Raw genomic sequence first — 16,472 nt, forward strand, 5'->3', positions numbered from 1 at the left:
CACAGGCAGCACAGTGAGGAGACCGCGATGACCATGCCCGAGGAGAGCCGTCCCAAGACCGAGAAGACCGACCAGGTCGTCTTCGACGAACAGGGCGAGGACTCGGCCCGCCGGGCGGAGGCGGCCAACAAGGGCCGGGGGAACGTCGGACGGGAGCTGGAGGACGCCATGTCCGAGGCCGGTGTGGACCGCGAGGACCTCACCGGGGAGCAGGAGGAGGGCGGCCGCCGGTAGACCGGCCGCGCCGTGCGGCACCCGCGCCGGGGCGCGGCCGGTGGACGGCCGCGCCCCGGGCGGGTGCCGGCGGTTCGGCGCAGTCAGTCGCCCTTGTTGAAGACCGCCCTGCTCACGTCGTCCGGACCGTCGAAGCGGTCCTTCTTCAGCGCGGAGAGCTCCTCGACCACCTCGTCCTTCGCGCCCTTCTTCTTCGCGTGCTCGACCAGGGCGCCGCGGTCGGCGGGGTAGTCCATGCCGCCCAGTGCCTTCTGCAGTTCGATCGGGTTGTTCAGCTTGCCCATCGAGTGCCTCCCGTCTTGTTCGGGTGGCCGGGGTACCCGGTGGCACGGGCGGCATGCACGTACGGCCCCCGGCCCGCCCTTTCGGGGCGGGCCGGGGGCCGGGAAGCGCGGTGCCGGATTCCGTCAGGCGGCGCGGCGGGGGCGGCCGCGTCCGCGTCCGGTCCGGCCCGCGGCGGGGGCCGGGGCGGCCGTACGCCGGGCGCGGGCCGGGCGGCGGGCTCCCGGCCGGCCGCCGGCGCCGCGCGGGGGCTCCCCGGCGGCCGGCGGGTTGAGGACGACCGGAACCCCGGACGGAGCCCTCGCACCGGTGATGCGCGCCAGTTCCGGGTCGCTGGAGCGCACCACGGTGACGTGCGGCGTCACCCCCGCCCCGGCCATCAGGCGTTCGACGTCACGGCGCTGGTCGGGGGTGACCAGGGTGACGACGCTGCCGGACTCCCCGGCCCGGGCGGTGCGGCCGCCGCGGTGCAGGTAGTCCTTGGGGTCGGCGGGCGGATCCACGTTGACGACCAGGTCGAGGTTGTCGACATGGATGCCGCGGGCTGCCACGTCGGTGGCCACCAGGACCGTGGCGTGCCCGGACCGGAACTGCTCCAGGGTGCGGTTGCGCTGGTTCTGGGACTTCCCGCCGTGCAGCGCGGCGGCCCGTACGCCGTCGGCCAGCAGCCGCCGGGTCAGCCGGTCGGCGGAGCGCTTGGTGTGCACGAACATGATCACGCGGCCCTCGCGGGCGGCGATACGGGCGGTGGCCGCCTGCTTGTCGTCGACGCTCACCCGCAGCAGGTGGTGCTCCATCGTGGTGACGGCGCCCGCCGGGGGGTCCACCGAGTGGACCACCGGATCGGTCAGGAAGCGCCGCACGAGCCGGTCCACGTCCCGGTCCAGGGTGGCGGAGAACAGCATCCGCTGGCCGTCCGGGCGCACCTGGTCCAGCAGTGCGGTGACCTGCGGCAGGAAGCCCATGTCGGCCATCCGGTCGGCCTCGTCCAGCACGGTGGTGCGGACCTCGTCCAGCCGGCAGTGGCCGCGCTCGACCAGGTCCGCGAGACGCCCGGGGGTCGCGACGACCACCTCGGCGCCGCTCTTGAGGGCGGCCGCCTGGCGGCCGATCGACAGCCCGCCCACCACGGTGGCCGGCCGCAGCCGGACGGCACGGGCGTACGGGGCGAGGGCGTCGGTGACCTGCTGGGCCAGTTCCCGGGTGGGCACGAGCACCAGGGCCAGAGGGCGGCCCGGTCTGGCGCGCTGCCCGGCGGTGCGGGCGAGCAGGGCCAACCCGAAGGCGAGGGTCTTGCCCGAGCCGGTCTGGCCGCGGCCCAGGACGTCGCGGCCGGCCAGTGAGTCGGGCAGGGCGGCCGCCTGGATCGGGAACGGCACGGTGACGCCCTCGTGCCCGAGGGTCTCCAGCAGCGGGGCGGGCATCGCCAGCTCGGCGAACGAGGCGGCCGGGGGCAGCCCCGGGGTGCCGGTCACCGTGGCGGGCGCCGCACGGGGCGGGGAGCCCTCATGTCCGCGGACACGGGGGCGGGCCGGGGCCGCGGCGCGGGACGGCCGGCGGCGGGCGGAACGGGCGGTGGGATTCGCGGGCATGCGGAAGGGACCTTCCTCGGGGTGGCACGTACCGAGGAAGACCCCGCGGGCACAGCCGCGGGGGAATCGAGGGGACGAGCCGGGGGAGCGGAACCCGCCGGGACGTGGAGCCGGGGGGCGGGAATCCGTGGAACATGCCGGGGCCCGCACCCTGAGGTGCGGGCCCCGGTACGTGTGACGCCACGGGGGGCGGGCGCCGGATGACGCTCCGCTGGATGGGCGCTCGGGGGCTCAGGCGGGGAGGATGTTCTCCGCCTGCGGGCCCTTCTGGCCCTGGGTGACGTCGAAGCTCACCTTCTGGCCCTCGTGGAGCTCACGGAAGCCCTGGGTGGCGATGTTCGAGTAGTGGGCGAAGACGTCGGCGCCGCCGCCGTCCTGCTGGATGAAGCCGAAACCCTTTTCGGCGTTGAACCACTTCACGGTACCGGTGGCCATGTCGTTCTCCTCCATGTCGGGGCAGGAACGGAGGACCGCGCTGCGCGGAACTCCGAGTCGCCGCAATGAGACCCCGCCGGAAGAGCCGGAAAAACAAAACGCGCCCGAAGGTTACGAACCGTCAGGCGCGCACAACGTTCATGGGTACCAGAACTGCAACTGAGGTCAGGCTAACACAGCCACCGGAGCCGGCGGCGGGGAGGGGAGGGCCAAGGAGGGGAGGGCCGCCCGGGCGGCCCTCCCCTCCCCGGCCGTCACCGCGCCGTCACCAGGCGCAGACCGTGGTCGACGAGCTTCTCCAGCCGGTCCAGATGTGCCGGAGTGGGGTCCATCAGCGGTGCGCGGACTCCGCCCACGGGCAGCCCGCGCATCCGCACCCCCGCCTTGACCAGGGACACGGCGTAGCCGGGCACCTCGTTGCGCAGGGTGACCAGCGGGACGAAGAACTCGTCGAGCAGCAGCCGCGCCCGGGCGTCGTCCCCGCCGGTGAACGCCCGGTGGAAGTCCAGGGCGACCTCCGGGGCGAAGGCGAAGGCGGCCGAGGAGTACAGGGGGACTCCCACGGCCCGGTAGGCGTGCATGGTCATCTCGGCGGTGGGCAGCCCGTTGAAGAAGAGGAAGTCCTCGCCCGCCTCGCGCCGCACCGCGCGCACGATGCGGTGCATCAGTTCCATGTCGCCCAGACCGTCCTTGATCCCGATGACACCGGGCAGCCGGGTGAGCTCGGCGGCGCTGTGCGGGGTGAGGACGGCGTTGGCCCGCTGGTAGACGATGACCGGCAGGGCGGAGGCGGCGGCGACCTCCTCGACGTACCGCAGGAGTCCCTGCGGGGGGCTGGACACCAGGTAGGGCGGCAGCAGCAGCAGTCCGTCGGCGCCGACCCGCTCGGCGCACCGCGCCTGGGACCGGGCGATCGGCAGCGGGCCGCCCGCGGCGGCGTAGACCGGGACCCGTCCGGCGGTGGCCGCCACGGCCACCCGGGTGCAGACCTCGATCTCCTCCAGGGAGAGCGCGGGGAACTCGCCGGTGCCGCAGGCGACGAACACCGCGCCCGCCCCGGCCTTCACCCCGTCGTCGACGTGCCGGGCCAGGAGGTCCTCGTCGACCTCCCCGGCGGGGGTGAAGGGTGTGACGGGGAAGAACAGCAGGCCGTCGAGTTGCCGCTCGCCCCCCTCCCGGGCCGGCCGCCCGGCGGTGCCCGTACGGGTGTCCCCGTGAGGGGCGGTGAGTGTGTCGGGTGCGTCCATGGGTGTGGTCATCTCCTTGCTCAACCCTTCGTCGCGCCCGCGGTGATGCCGCGGATGAGAGAGCCCTGCAGGCACAGGTAGACGATCAGACTGGGCAGGAGGGCGATGAATGCTCCGGCCAGCAGGACCCCCGACCCCACCTCGACGTCGGTGCGCAGGACGGCGAGCGCGACGGTCAGGGTGTAGTCACTGGGATCGTTGGCCGCGATCAGGGGCAGCAGGTACTGGTCCCAGATCATCAGGAAGCCGAAGATGCCGATCACGCCGAGGGCCGGGCGGCACAGCGGCAGGACGATCTGCCACAGCAGCCGGAGCTCCCCGAGCCCGTCCAGGCGGGCGGCCTCCTCGATCTCGGCGGGTATCTCCTTCATGAACTCGGTCATCACCAGTACCGAGAAGCCCCAGATGCCGACGGGCATGATGACGCCGAGCACGGTGCCCTTCAGGCTGATGTCCAGCACCGGAAGGTCACCGATGACCAGGGACAGCGGGACGGCGATGATCTCCTCGGGAAGCATCATGGTGAGCAGGAACAGCATCAGCACCAGCGCCCGGCCGCGGAACCGGTGCCGGGCCAGCGAGTAGGCGGCCAGCACCGAGACGGTCATCTGGAGCAGCAGCCCGCCGCCCGCGATGACCAGGGAGTTGGCGAAGTAGCTCCACACGCCGCGGTCCCCGGCGACGGTGAAGTTGTTCAGGGTGATGTCACCGGGGAACAGGGACAGCGCGGTGGTGCGGGTGTCGTCGTCGAAGGCGCCGGAGATGATCACCAGGAAGGGCGAGGCGAAGACGAACAGCGCCAGTGCGCACAGCACCACGCGCAGTACCAGCGATGGGCCCAGCCCGGGCGACCAGCCCAGGGCGGTGTCGAAGCGCCGGCTGTCCGTGGTGGTGCGGCGGACGGCCGGGCGGGCGGTCCCGCCGCCGGCTCCGCCGGTGGTCTTGTCGAGGGTGGCGGTCATCGTTCGGCCCTCCGGCGGAAGTACTGGACGGCCACCGTCAGCAGCAGGGTCACGGCCAGCAGCAGCATCGAGGCCGCGGAGGCGACGCCGATGTCGTTGCGGGTGAAGCCCAGGGAGAACACCCGGGTCATCCACACCTCGGTGGAGCCGGCCGGACCGCCCCCGGTGAGGACGTAGACCTCGGTGAAGATCCGCAGACTGCGGATGGCGGCCAGGGTGAGCACGATGGTGATGGCCGGGCGCAGTGCCGGGAGGGTGATGTGGCGCAGCCGCTGCCACAGCGAGACACCGTCGACGGCGGCCGCCTCGTACAGCGTGCGGTCCACTCCGGACAGGCCGGCGAGGATGATCACCATGTTGTAGGGGGCGCCGATCCAGACGCCGACGGTCATCACCGACCACAGCGCGCTGTCGGGACTGGAGAGGAACGGCAGCGGACCCAGGCCGAGGAAGCCCAGCACCGAGTTGGCGAAGCCGTCGGGGGTGGGGGTGTACAGCAGCCGCCAGACCTCGCCGACCACGGCGATCGCGGTGACCACCGGCAGGAAGACGGCGGTGCGCACCAGCCACAGTGAGCGGGACTGGCCCTCCAGCAGCAGGGCGAGCAGGAAGCCGACCACCAGCGCGCCGAAGGCCTGCCCGCCGCCGAGCAGCAGGGTGTGGCCCATGGCCTCGCGCCAGCGGTCGTCCTGGAGCACCGTGGTGTAGTTCTCCAGCCCCACCCACTCGTTGCCGAGAAACGGCTGGACCTCGTACAGGCTCAGCCGGATGCCCTCGAACATCGGGATGAACTTGAAGACGAGCGCCAGCAGCAGTCCCGGCGCGAGGAAGAGCCAGGGGATCAGCGACCGGCGGGACGGACGGCTCAGACGGAGGCCCCGCCCCCGGCCCTTCCCCGGGGGAGCGGGGCTGAGCCGGGGCGGGGGTTCGAGGACGGGTGCGGTCACGGCAGCAGGTCCTGCGACTCGAGTTCCTTGTCCACGGTCTCGGCGAGCTGCTTCAGCCCGGTCTCCACGTCGCCGCCGCAGTCGGCGAACAGCTTGTTGAGGCCCTCGGCGACGGACTGCCTGATCGGGGTGAAGTCGATGGCCGCGGGGAAGGAGTGCGAGGAGTTCTCGTACATCTCCTGCACGACCTTCCAGCGCTCGTCGCCCAGGACCTCGGCGGCGTCGAGGGTGGTGTTGACCGGCAGCCGCACCACGGCCTGGGTCTCCGTCTTCATGCCGAGCTGCTGCGCCTCGGGGCTGATGAGGAACTCGGCGAGCTTCTGCTGCGCCTCGGTCTTCTTCGAGCCGGCGCCGAAGTAGATGTTCTCGCCCTCGGCCAGGGTGGCGACGCCGCCCGGCCCGGCAGGCGGGGCGATGACCTCGTACTTGTCCTTCCCCGGGCGCTTGTCGTAGGGGATGAAGTAGTAGGCGCCGGTGTGGTAGATGCCGGCGGTGCCCTCCTGGAAGTGCGGGGCGTTCATGGTGTTGGCGGTCAGCGCGCCGGGCTGGACGCGCTTCTCGCAGAACTGCTCCTTGATCCAGGTGACGGCCTTGACCGAGCCGGGCGAGTCGACGACGGCCCGGTACTTGCCGTCACCGGCCTCCTCGACGTAGCCGCCGCCGCCCTGCCAGACGTAGGACGAGGCCCACCAGGAGAGGTAGCCGCGCTCGGTGCTGCCGGGCACCACCATGCCGTAGGTGTCGTCCTTGCCGTTGCCGTCGGGGTCCTCGGTGGTGAATGCCTCGGCCAGCTTCGCCAGGTCCTCCCAGGTCTCGGGCACCGGGTGGCCGACCTTCTCGCGCCAGTCCTTGCGGACGAGCGTCACCTGCGCCTGGCGGGAGAAGGGGACGCCGTAGTAGTCGCCGTCCAGGCCGACGGTGGTCTTCCAGGTGTCCTCGGAGATGTCCTCCTGCCCGGCGACGGACTCGCGGTCGACGGGCAGCAGCAGGCCCTGGGACTGGTAGGTGCCCATCGAACCGCTGTCGTTGATCATCACGTCCGGCAGGTTCTTGGAGGAGGCACGCGACTGGAGCTGCTTGTCGAACTCGACGACGGGCTGGTAGTTGACCTTGATGCCGGTCTTCTCGGTGAAGGCGGCGAAGATCTTCTTGTAGGTGGCGGCGGGGTCCGGGGCGCTGCGCGTCCAGACCTCCAGCGGGGCGTCGGAGTCAGCGGAGGAGTCCTCCCCGCCGCAGCCGCTCGCCGTGGTGATCAGAGCACCGGAGACCAGCAGGGCCAGCGCACCGCGCGCCCGGCGGGACCGGGGTCCTCTGGAGAAACGCTCCATGGTCTTCTCCGTCCATGTACATGAACCTGCTTCAGTGGGTTAAACGTTGGCCGTGACCCTAGGAGTGGCCCCCGGGGCCGTCAAGGCTTCGGGAGAAACGCGTTCCTCCGGCTTCCGCCGGGATCCGCGCCGGCGAGGCCGTGTTCACGGATGTGACAGGCGGCGACGGCCCCCGGTGGGCCGGGCCCGCACCGCAGCGGTGCGGGCCCGGCCCACCGGGGGCCGTCGGTCGGGACGCCCTCGCGGACAGGACGACGGGCCGCCCGGCTCGGCCGGGCGGCCCGTCATATGCAAACGTGTTCGGGACGGATCCGGAAGACTGTTTTCCGGCGGTGTCCGATGATGCCGGGCGGGGTCAGGCGGTGCGCAGCCGCAGCCCGTACACCGACAGGATCTCGTTGACCGGCTGGAACCAGCTCTCCCCGCCGCCGGTGCAGTCGCCCCAGGCGCCGGAGGTCACGCCCTGGGCCTGGTCGCCGCTGATGTACGAGCCGCCCGAGTCGCCGGGCTCGGCGCAGACGCTGGTCTTGGTGAGCTGGTGCAGGACGGCTCCGCCCTGGTACTGGACCGTCTGGTTCTTCGCCAGGATCTGCCCGCAGTGCCACTGGGTGGTGGAACCGGAGCGGCAGACCGAGGCGCCGACCGGGGCCTCGTTCGAGCCGCGGACCAGCACGTCGGGCGTCCGGCCCCAGCCCAGTACGACCGGCTCGGTCCACCAGCCGTGGCCGATCCGGACGAAGGCGTAGTCGTTGCCGGGGTAGGACGACCCCTCGAAGCGGCCCATCTCGGAGCCGTCCCAGCCCCGGACGGTCTGCCCGGTGCCCCCGCAGTGTCCGGCGGTGACGAAGCCGCCCTCCACCGAGAAGCCGATGGAGCAGCGGCTGTTGCCGGCGTAGTACGGGTCCCCGCCGACGGTGCCCGCGGCGACGGGGGCGGGCATCTCCTCGGCCGTCTCCCGCACCGCGACGGGGACGGTCTCCCGAGCGGCGGCGAGGAAGGCGCGCAGTCCGGCGCCGCGTTCGGCGCCCTCGGCGAGTTCGACCACCAGGCCGTTGGTACGCGGGTCGACGTACCAGCTCACCACCCCGTCCGGGGTGCCCGCGCGCTCGGCCCGGGAGTCGAGCCGGGCCTTGGCGGCGTCCAGCTCCGCCGCGCTGTGCTCCACGACGCGGGCCGAGGCGCCCGCGGACTTCACCGCGGCGGCCTTGTCCGCGCTGGTCACGCCGACGACCAGCGTGCCGTTGCCGGGGTCGAACCAGGAACCGCCGAAGGACGCGCCCGCGGCCCGTTCGGCCCGCGGCGCGATCTTCGCGGCCCTGGCCTCCTGTCGGAGCCGCCGCTCGGCCTGGCGCCCGTCCAGACCCAGATCGCGCTCCATGGCCTTCACCAGGCCCGGTGCGGGAGCGGGTGTGCCACCGGCCGGAGCGGGGGCGGCTGCGGCGGGGGAGAGGGCGCTTCCGGCGGCCGTCAGGGTGCCCAGCAGGAGCAGCGCGGACAGGCCGGCGCGCAGGGCGGGACGTCTTGGAGGGCGTCGCATGGGGGGTTCTCCTCGCTGTCGTCCGACCCGGTGGGGCCGGAGTGGGGTGGGACAGTGGAGACGTGAGAGCGCTCTCAGGTCTGATCCAATGGAAGGGTAGGGCGCTCCCTTTCGTCATGTCCATACCAATGACGCAGGCCGTTCCCACCGCTGCCCGGCCCCCGGTGGGGAGGTCCGGAAACGGCGGGAACGGCCTGCGGGAAGCCGCCCGGCGGGTGCGCGGCCTCAGCCGTCGGCGCGCACCTCGGAGCGGTCCTGGCCCCAGCGGGTGTGGAAGGCCCCCTCCCGGTCGGTGCGCCGGTAGGTGTGGGCGCCGAAGTAGTCCCGCTGGCCCTGGGTGAGGGCGGCCGGCAGCCGCTCGGCGCGCAGCGCGTCGTACGAGGCCAGCGCCGCGGACAGGCCCGGCACGGGGACGCCGTACCGGACGGCGGTGGCCACCGCCGTCCGCCAGGCCGGCTGCGCCTCGCCGACCTCCTCGGCGAACTCCTCGTCGGCCAGCAGGGTGGGCAGCGCGGGGTCGGCCGCGCAGGCGGCGCGGACCCGGTCCAGGAACGCGGCCCGGATGATGCACCCGCCGCGCCAGATGGCGGCCACGTCCGCCAGGTCGACGCCCCAGCCGTACTCCGCGCTCGCCGCCTGCATCATGTTCCAGCCCTGGGCGTAGGAGATGACCTTCGAGGCGTACAGGGCCTGCTCGACCTGGTCGGCGAAGCGCGCGGCGTCCCGCTCGTCGAGGACCTGGCAGCGCGGGCCCGGCAGCTCGGCGCAGGCCTCGCGCAGTCCGGCGTGGCCGGACAGGGAGCGGGCGAAGACCGCCTCGGCGATGCCGGAGACCGGCACGCCCAGGTCCAGGGCGGTCTGCACGGTCCAGCGGCCGGTGCCCTTCTGCTCGGCCCGGTCGGCGACGACGTCGACGAAGGGCAGCCCGGTGGCGGCATCGGTGTGGGCCAGGACCTCGGCGGTGATCTCGATGAGGTAGGAGTCCAGCCGGCCGGTGTTCCAGGTGCGGAAGACCTCCGCGATCCGGGCCGGCTCGTACCCGGCGACCGTGCGCAGCAGGTCGTACGCCTCGGCGATGAGCTGCATGTCGGCGTACTCGATGCCGTTGTGCACCATCTTCACGAAGTGCCCGGCCCCGTCGGGACCGATGTGCGCGGTGCAGGGCGTGCCGTCGGCGGCCTTCGCGGCGACGCTCTCCAGCAGCGGGCGCAGCGCCTCCCAGGACTCGGCCGGGCCGCCCGGCATGATGCTCGGGCCGTTCAGCGCCCCCTCCTCCCCGCCGGAGATGCCCGCCCCCACGAAGTGGATGCCGCGCTCTCGCAGGGACCGCTCGCGGCGGCGGGTGTCGGCGAAGTGGGCGTTGCCGCCGTCGACGATGATGTCGCCCTCCGCCAGCAGCGGGGCGAACTCCTCGATCACGGCGTCGGTCGGTTCGCCCGCCTTGACCATCACCACCAGGCGCCGCGGGCGCTCCAGGGCGGCCACGAACTCCTCGGCCGTCGTGGCGGGCACGAAGTCGCCCTCGCCGCCGAACTCCGCCACCAGCTCACGGGTCCGGGCGGCGGTGCGGTTGTGCACGGCGACGGTGTAGCCGCGGCGGGCGAAGTTGCGGGCCAGATTGCGGCCCATGACCGCCAGTCCGGTGACGCCGATCTGTGCGGGACTGCTCATGTCTGTCACTCCTGTCCTTCACACCCGGAGGTGCGGTGCTGTCGGTATGCCGAGGTATACGGCCGCGGACCCCGATGGTCTCGCCCGTGCCCCGCGGCGCGGCGGATCGCACGGCCGGCGGGTCCGCCGCGCCCGGCCGGGTGTGACCCGCGGCCGCCCGGGGAAAACGGTGGGGGCGGCCGGCGGAGGGAGCGGAAGTGTTCGACGGTTTCACCCTGGAGCACGTCGACCTGGGGAGGACGGGGCCGGAGACGGCGGAGCGCACGGTCCTGCGGGTGCGGCACGGCGGCTCGGGGCCGCCCGTCCTGCTGCTCCACGGCCACCCGCGCACCCACGCCACCTGGCACCGCCTGGCGCCCCTGCTCGCGGCGGACCACACCGTGGTCTGCCCCGACCTTCGCGGCTACGGGCAGTCCTCCAAGCCGCCCACCACCGCCGACCACGCGCCCTACTCCAAACGCGCCATGGCCCGCGACTGCCTGGCGCTGATGCGGCACCTCGGCCACGAGCGCTTCGCCGTCTTCGGCCACGACCGCGGCTCCTGTGTCGCCTACCGGCTCGCCCTGGACGCACCGGACGCCGTGACCCGGCTCGCGGTGGGGGACTGCATTCCCATCAGCGAGCACCTGGCCCGCTGCGACGAGCGCTTCGCCCGCGCCTGGTACCACTGGTTCTTCTTCGCCGTCCCCGACAAGCCCGAACGCGCGATCCTCGCCGATCCCGCCGCCTGGTACGGCGGCTCGAAGGAGAAGATGGGCGCCGCGGCGTGGGAGGACTACCAGCGGGCCATCCATGATCCGGCGACCGTACGCGCCATGCTGGAGGACTACCGGGCCGGGCCGACCGTGGACCGGGAGCTGGAGGAGGCCGACCGGGCCGCCGGGCGCCGGATCACCTGTCCGGTGCTGGTGCTGTGGTCCGAACGGGACGATCTGGGCGACCTCTACCCCGACATCCCCGGCATCTGGCGCGGCTGGGCGGACGACGTCACCGCCGGCACGATCGACAGCGGACACCACATGGCCGAGGAGGCCCCCGAGCAGCTCGCCGGGGCGCTGCGAACCTTTCTCGCGGCCGAAAGGGCGCAGACGCCGGGGGCGTCGCGGCCCGCGCCCGTCCGGCACCCGCGGGGCGCCCACGGAGCGTGACCGGTCCGCGGACGGGCGCCGGACGCCCGCACCCGCCCGCGGTGACGGCACGCCGCCGATCGGGCATACTCCAGAACACCGCAGCCGCTGGTCAGCCGCTCCGCGACCCGGAGAGGCGGCCGGCGGCCGACCGACCACATCACGGTGGTGCCGCCCCACCCCAGGCGTCCGCCGCCGCAGCGCCCCACAAGGCGCCCTACAGGGAGGAGAGCGCCGTGACGTCCGAATACGGCCCCCGGCCGGTGGACCGCAGGCTGCCCACCGAGGAGGCCCGCGACCTGATCACCCTGGTGCGGGAGATCGCCGAGCGCGAGATCCGGCCGAAGGCCGCCGAGGAGGAGGAAGCCGGCCGCTTCCCCCGCGAGGTCTTCACCCTCCTGTCGGAGTCCGGGCTGCTCTCGCTGCCCTACGACGAGGAGTTCGGCGGCGGCGGCCAGCCGTACGAGGTCTACCTGCAGGTCCTGGAGGAACTGGCCGCGTCCCGGCTCACCGTGGGGCTGGGCGCCAGCGTCCACACCCTCGCCTGTCACGCCCTGGCCCACCACGGCTCCAAGGAGCAGTGCGCGGAGCACCTCCCGGACATGTTCGGCGGCGGGCTGCTGGGCGCGTACTGCCTGTCCGAGCCGTCCTCCGGCTCCGACGCCGCCGCGCTGCGCACCCGTGCCGTACGGGACGGGGCGGACTGGGTGATCGAGGGCACCAAGGCGTGGATCACCCATGGCGGGGTCGCCGACTTCTACACCGTCCTGGCCCGCACCGGCGGTGAGGGGCCCCGCGGCATCACCGCGTTCCTGGTCCCCGGCGACGCCGAGGGGCTGAGCGCCGCCGCCCCCGAGCGCAAGATGGGCATGAACGGCTCGCCCACCGCCCAGGTCCACTTCGACGGGGTCCGGGTCCCCGACGGCCGCCGCGTCGGCGAGGAGGGCCAGGGGCTGGCCATCGCCCTGGACGCGCTGAACTCCGGCCGGCTGGGCATCGCCGCCTGCGCGGTCGGCGTGGCCCAGGCCGCGCTGGACGAGGCATTGGCGTACACCGCCGGACGCGAGCAGTTCGGCCGCCCGGTCGCCGACTTCCAGGGCGTGCGGTTCATGCTCGCCGAGATGTACAGCCAGATCGAGGCCGGCCGCGCCCTGTACCTGGCGGCGGCCCGGCTGCGCGACGCCGGGGAGCCCTTCGCCCCGCAGGCGGCGGCGGCCAAGCTGTTCTGCACGGACGCCGCCATGCGGATCACCACCGACGCGGTGCAGTTGCTGGGCGGCTACGGCTACACCCGCGACTACCCGGTCGAGCGGCTGATGCGGGAGGCCAAGGTCCTGCAGATCGTCGAGGGCACCAACCAGATCCAGCGCATGGTGATCGCCCGCCATCTGGCGGGACCCGGGGGCCGCTGAACACCGGGGCCCCAACGCGGCGGATCCGGTGACCTCCCATCCGTACGGGAGGTCACCGGATCCGCCGCGTTGGGCACCGGGCCGGGACACCCGCCCGCACCGGCCGCGCCGGAGGGGAGGCGGCGCGCCCTTGTGCGGTTCTGAGCCCCGGTTCCCGCGCCGGCTTCCGGCCCGGTGGCCGCGGGAGGCGTCAGTTCGCCGCCTTCGCCTTCTTGCCGTCCTTGGTGACGGCGTGCCAGACGCCGCCCTTGCCGTGGCCGTTGACGTCGCCGGGCTCGGTGTCACCGGTGAACCAGTACAGCAGCCAGCAGTCGATGGCGATCTGCTCGGTGCCGTCGGGGCGCTCGAAGGTGGTGATCAGCTTCGGGTCGACGCCCTCGATGAGCTCCTTGTCCACGGGCTTGGCGGGCTTCCAGGTGTCCAGGCAGTCGCCCAGGCAGCCGGTCTTCATCGGCCAGGCGGAGTCCTTGTCGAACCGGTACAGGGTCCGGCCCTGGGCGTCCACCAGGATCTCGCCGAGTTCGGAGTTGTCGGCGACCGCCAGCTCCGCGTCACCGGCGTTGTCGGCGTCGTCGGAGCTCCCGCCCCCGGCCGGTACGGTCGAGTCCTCCGCGTCCGAGCCCTCGTCGGCGGCGGACTCCTGCCCGGCCTTCTTGCCGTCGGCGGCCAGGGCGAACCAGGTGCCGTTCACCCCGTGGCCGGTGGTGTCCCCGGGCTTGGCGTCCTTCGCGTAGCGGTACACCGGCCAGCCGCCCAGGGTGAGCTGGTTGCTCCCGTCGGGGCGCTTGACCGAGCCCAGCTCCTCGGAGTCGATGCCGGCGGTGGCCGCGGCGTCGTCGGCAGGCACGGGCGGCCACGCCGTGGCGCAGGGGCCCTCACAGTTGGACGTGGGCGGCTCGGCGGAGTCCTCGTCGAACCGGTAGAGGACCCAGCCCTTGCTGTCGGTGACGAGTTCGCCCAGCTTGGTGTCCTCGCGCAGGGCCAGTGTCCCGGCCGGGCCGCTGCGGTCGGTGCCCTGGCCCGCCTGCTCGGTGCCGTCACCGTAGCCGCCGGTGTACCCCTGCCCGGCGGGCGAGGTGTCGCCCGCGGGCTGGACGGTGCCGTCCTGGGAGGAGGCCTGACCGTTGCCGCAGCCCGACGCCGCCAGCAACGCCGCGACCACCAGACCTGTCGCCGCGTACCGCCGATTCCTCATGACCACTCCTTCGCATCGGTCCGGCGGTCTTCCGCCGTCGTCGCCGGGGGGTACGGGAGGGCGGCCGGCCCTGCTCAGGACCGCGGGAAACCCGCGAAAAGTTGTCGCGTCATGACAACCGGTGAGACGAACGGCGAGGTGTGCGGCGGGAGTTGGGCGGCGAACGCCGGGCGGTGGGACGCGGGGGGAGTGGGAACGCGGAACGGGGCCGAACGCCCGGCGTCCGGCCCCGTTCGGCCCCGTCCGCGGCGCGCGGTCTGCGACGGGGCCTCCGGCTCAGTTCTGGATGCGCAGTGCCAGGGCGGGGCAGCGGCGCACCGCCCGCAGCGCCTGCTGCCGCACCTCCCCGGGCACGGAGTACGTGGCCTTCGACGGGTAGCCGTCCGGGCCGAGCCGGACCACGTCGGGCACGATGTCGGCGCACAGCCCGTGCCCCTGGCACAGCGTCCAGTCCACGAGCAGCTTCTCCTTCTTCTCCGCCGGCTCCCGCTTCCGCTGCGCGGCCGCGCCGGAGCCCGGGGGCAGGGCCAGGACCGGGAGGCTGTCGGTCTCCGGCATCAGCGGCAGCACACCGGCCACCGGTCGGCCGCAACCCCGGCCCAGGGCATGGTCGTTGAACTCCTCGGGGAAGGATTCCAGCGCCGACTTCACGAACCGGCTGGTGCCGTCGGGATGGCTGCACGCCCCGCGTTTGGTGACGGTCTCGATGCGGAAGCGCACGGCGTCCAGCGCGGCCATGCCGCCACCGGCGGCGACCTCGTCGACGGCGTCGGCGAGCGAGGGCAGACCCAGGAAGCAGGGCCCGCACTGGCCCGCGGTCTCCCCGGCCATCCAGCGCGCCACCCGGGCCGTCTCGCCGACCGGGCAGGTGTTCTCGGGGATCGGCAGCACCGCGCCCGCGCCGAGCACCGCGTCGAACGCGGCCAGCGACTCCCGGGAGATCGTCGCGGCCCAGGCGGCCTCCGGTCCGACGAAGGTGCCGTGGTAGCCGCCGATGAGCACGCCCTGGCCGATCTCCAGGCCGCACAGCTGGAGGACGTACGGCAGGGGCACCCCGGTCGGCGTCTCCACGACCACGCTCCCGGCCACCGTCAGCAGCATGGTGCCGGGTTCGGCGGGCAGTCCGGCCGAGCGGTACTCCAGCGCGCCCAGCCGGGCGGCGACGGCGAGCTGGGCGAAGGTCTCGGTGTTGGAGAACAGGGTGGGCAGGCCGCCCAGACCGCTGTCACTGGAGCGGACCTTGCGTCCCGAGGGCAGGGTGGTGCCCGTGCCGATTCCGTTGATCATGGAACTGCTCTCCCCGGTGACGAACCGCTCGGGGAGCATCGCGACCCGCACCCTGGGGCCGGTGGGGCCGCGTTCGTCCACCGCGGCCTGAACCGACCGCTGCACGTCGCCGCGGGTGACACCGATCCACACGCCCTCCGAGTCCAGGGCGGTGGCGGCCAGTACGGCGCCGTCGATGACCAGGTGTGGGGCCTGCAGGAGCAGGGCGGTGTCCTTCAGGCAACTGGGCTCGCCCTCGCTGCCGTTGACCACGACGACCGAGCGGCCGCCCCGGCGCCGGGCGGAGTCGACGACGGCCCGCATCTTGCGGGCGAAGGGGAAACCCGCCCCGCCACGACCGCGCAGATCGATGTTCTCGGCGAGATCGACGACCTCCTGGGCGCGCAGCCGCGGCAGCGAACCGTGCTGGGTCAGGTGCGCCACCCGGTCCAGCCGCGCCACCTCGTGCAGCCCCGCCAGCAGCCGGGGAGGTCCGACCGAGGCGAGTGAGGCCACCGGCCCGCTCACCCGTTCCTCCCGCTGTCCTTCCCGCGGCTGCCCGCGGCCGTCTCGGTCCGCCGCGCGACCACCAGCCGCAGCGCCAGGGCGACGGCGGCGCCGGCCAGGGCCAGCAGGTATCCCGCCTCGGCCCAGGCGGCGGCCGCCCGTCCGGCGCGCAGACCGTGCACCAGCGCGGCGCACCAGGCCAGATAGGCGCACATGTGCAGGGCGCGCCACCAGCGGGAACGGCCCCGTGCGGCGAAGGCGCTGCGCACCGCTCCGGTGACCGCGGCGACCAGGAACAGATAACCGGCCAGGGTGCCGAGCCCGATCAGCAGGGGGCGACCGGCGTCGGTGAACGGCACCAGGGCCGCCACGGCGCTCGTCCGCCCCTCGGCGATCTTCACCCAGATGTGCAGGACCAGGAACCCCAGTCCGCCGACGGCCGTTCCCCGGTGCACGGCCTGGGCGAACAGCCGGTGACCGGAACCCAGCAGCATCCGGTCGGTGGCGGCCAGGCCCCACAGCACCGTGGCGGTGAGCGACACCAGTGCCAGCACCCCGGCGCCGAAGTCGAGGAACTCCCACATGCGTTCGAAGGCGCCCGCGTTGGCCGCGACCAGCAGGGCCAGCAGGGCGGCCAGTACCAGGCTGCGCCGCATGTTCGACCGGAGGTCCCCGGCGCGCCGGCCGCGGAGGAACTCTCCCCGCGACGCGCGTGACAGGTCCGGGGGGC

General features: G+C 73.5%; 15 protein-coding genes. 3 read left to right on the plus strand and 12 right to left on the minus strand.

The features are described from left to right. Window positions 1-27: 27 nt before the first annotated feature. Window positions 28-234, plus strand: coding sequence for a hypothetical protein (locus tag CUT44_RS26170; protein ID WP_100204378.1), 207 nt, complete (start codon window positions 28-30; stop codon window positions 232-234). 83 nt (window positions 235-317) lie between these two features. On the opposite strand, the gene CUT44_RS26175 is transcribed toward CUT44_RS26170, so the two are convergent. From CUT44_RS26175 to gndA, 9 genes are all read right to left on the minus strand, one after another. Next, window positions 318-518 carry a DUF2795 domain-containing protein gene (locus tag CUT44_RS26175; protein ID WP_100204379.1) on the minus strand — a complete coding sequence of 67 codons (201 nt, stop codon included), beginning with the start codon at window positions 516-518 and terminating at the stop codon, window positions 318-320. 123 nt (window positions 519-641) lie between these two features. Further along, window positions 642-2,108 (minus strand): DEAD/DEAH box helicase, encoded by a 1,467-nt coding sequence (locus tag CUT44_RS26180; RefSeq protein WP_100204380.1) that lies wholly within the window; start codon window positions 2,106-2,108, stop codon window positions 642-644. Window positions 2,109-2,339: 231 nt separating this feature from the next. Further along, window positions 2,340-2,543: a cold-shock protein gene (locus tag CUT44_RS26185; protein ID WP_100204381.1), complete on the minus strand. Its 204-nt coding sequence runs from the start codon at window positions 2,541-2,543 to the stop codon at window positions 2,340-2,342. A 254-nt stretch (window positions 2,544-2,797) separates the two neighbouring features. After that, window positions 2,798-3,790 (minus strand): 5-dehydro-4-deoxyglucarate dehydratase, encoded by a 993-nt coding sequence (locus tag CUT44_RS26190; RefSeq protein WP_100204382.1) that lies wholly within the window; start codon window positions 3,788-3,790, stop codon window positions 2,798-2,800. 20 nt (window positions 3,791-3,810) lie between these two features. After that, complete coding sequence (locus CUT44_RS26195; protein ID WP_100204383.1) at window positions 3,811-4,752, minus strand: carbohydrate ABC transporter permease; 942 nt, start codon at window positions 4,750-4,752, stop codon at window positions 3,811-3,813. Beyond that, window positions 4,749-5,699: a carbohydrate ABC transporter permease gene (locus CUT44_RS26200; protein ID WP_408646798.1), complete on the minus strand. Its 951-nt coding sequence runs from the start codon at window positions 5,697-5,699 to the stop codon at window positions 4,749-4,751. The genes CUT44_RS26195 and CUT44_RS26200 overlap by 4 nt, the downstream gene beginning before the upstream one ends. Then, window positions 5,696-7,027, minus strand: a complete 1,332-nt coding sequence (locus CUT44_RS26205) for an ABC transporter substrate-binding protein (protein WP_100204384.1) — start codon at window positions 7,025-7,027, stop codon at window positions 5,696-5,698. The genes CUT44_RS26200 and CUT44_RS26205 overlap by 4 nt, the downstream gene beginning before the upstream one ends. A gap of 355 nt (window positions 7,028-7,382) precedes the next feature. After that, window positions 7,383-8,564, minus strand: a complete 1,182-nt coding sequence (locus CUT44_RS26210) for a S1 family peptidase (RefSeq protein ID WP_100204385.1) — start codon at window positions 8,562-8,564, stop codon at window positions 7,383-7,385. Between the two features lie 225 nt (window positions 8,565-8,789). After that, window positions 8,790-10,235: an NADP-dependent phosphogluconate dehydrogenase gene (gene gndA / locus CUT44_RS26215; protein ID WP_100204386.1), complete on the minus strand. Its 1,446-nt coding sequence runs from the start codon at window positions 10,233-10,235 to the stop codon at window positions 8,790-8,792. A 197-nt stretch (window positions 10,236-10,432) separates the two neighbouring features. Here gndA and CUT44_RS26220 point away from each other — a divergent pair, with 197 nt between their 5' ends. After that, window positions 10,433-11,383, plus strand: coding sequence for an alpha/beta fold hydrolase (locus CUT44_RS26220; protein ID WP_100204387.1), 951 nt, complete (start codon window positions 10,433-10,435; stop codon window positions 11,381-11,383). A 215-nt stretch (window positions 11,384-11,598) separates the two neighbouring features. Then, window positions 11,599-12,774, plus strand: a complete 1,176-nt coding sequence (locus tag CUT44_RS26225) for an acyl-CoA dehydrogenase family protein (RefSeq protein ID WP_100204388.1) — start codon at window positions 11,599-11,601, stop codon at window positions 12,772-12,774. 190 nt (window positions 12,775-12,964) lie between these two features. Here the strand turns inward: CUT44_RS26225 and CUT44_RS26230 are convergent, their stop codons facing one another. The 3 genes from CUT44_RS26230 to CUT44_RS34280 all read right to left on the minus strand — a co-directional run bounded on the left by CUT44_RS26230 (window position 12,965) and on the right by CUT44_RS34280 (window position 16,398). After that, window positions 12,965-13,969, minus strand: a complete 1,005-nt coding sequence (locus tag CUT44_RS26230) for an SCO0930 family lipoprotein (RefSeq protein WP_100204389.1) — start codon at window positions 13,967-13,969, stop codon at window positions 12,965-12,967. 276 nt (window positions 13,970-14,245) lie between these two features. After that, window positions 14,246-15,763, minus strand: a complete 1,518-nt coding sequence (locus CUT44_RS34275) for an NADH-quinone oxidoreductase subunit NuoF family protein (RefSeq protein WP_233221661.1) — start codon at window positions 15,761-15,763, stop codon at window positions 14,246-14,248. After that, window positions 15,760-16,398, minus strand: a complete 639-nt coding sequence (locus tag CUT44_RS34280) for a hypothetical protein (RefSeq protein WP_233221662.1) — start codon at window positions 16,396-16,398, stop codon at window positions 15,760-15,762. Before CUT44_RS34280 ends, CUT44_RS34275 begins: the two co-directional genes overlap by 4 nt. Between the last annotated feature and the right edge of the window lie 74 nt (window positions 16,399-16,472).

The sequence above is a fragment of the Streptomyces carminius genome (assembly GCF_002794255.1).
GTDB classification, from domain to species: Bacteria; Actinomycetota; Actinomycetes; order Streptomycetales; family Streptomycetaceae; genus Streptomyces; species Streptomyces carminius.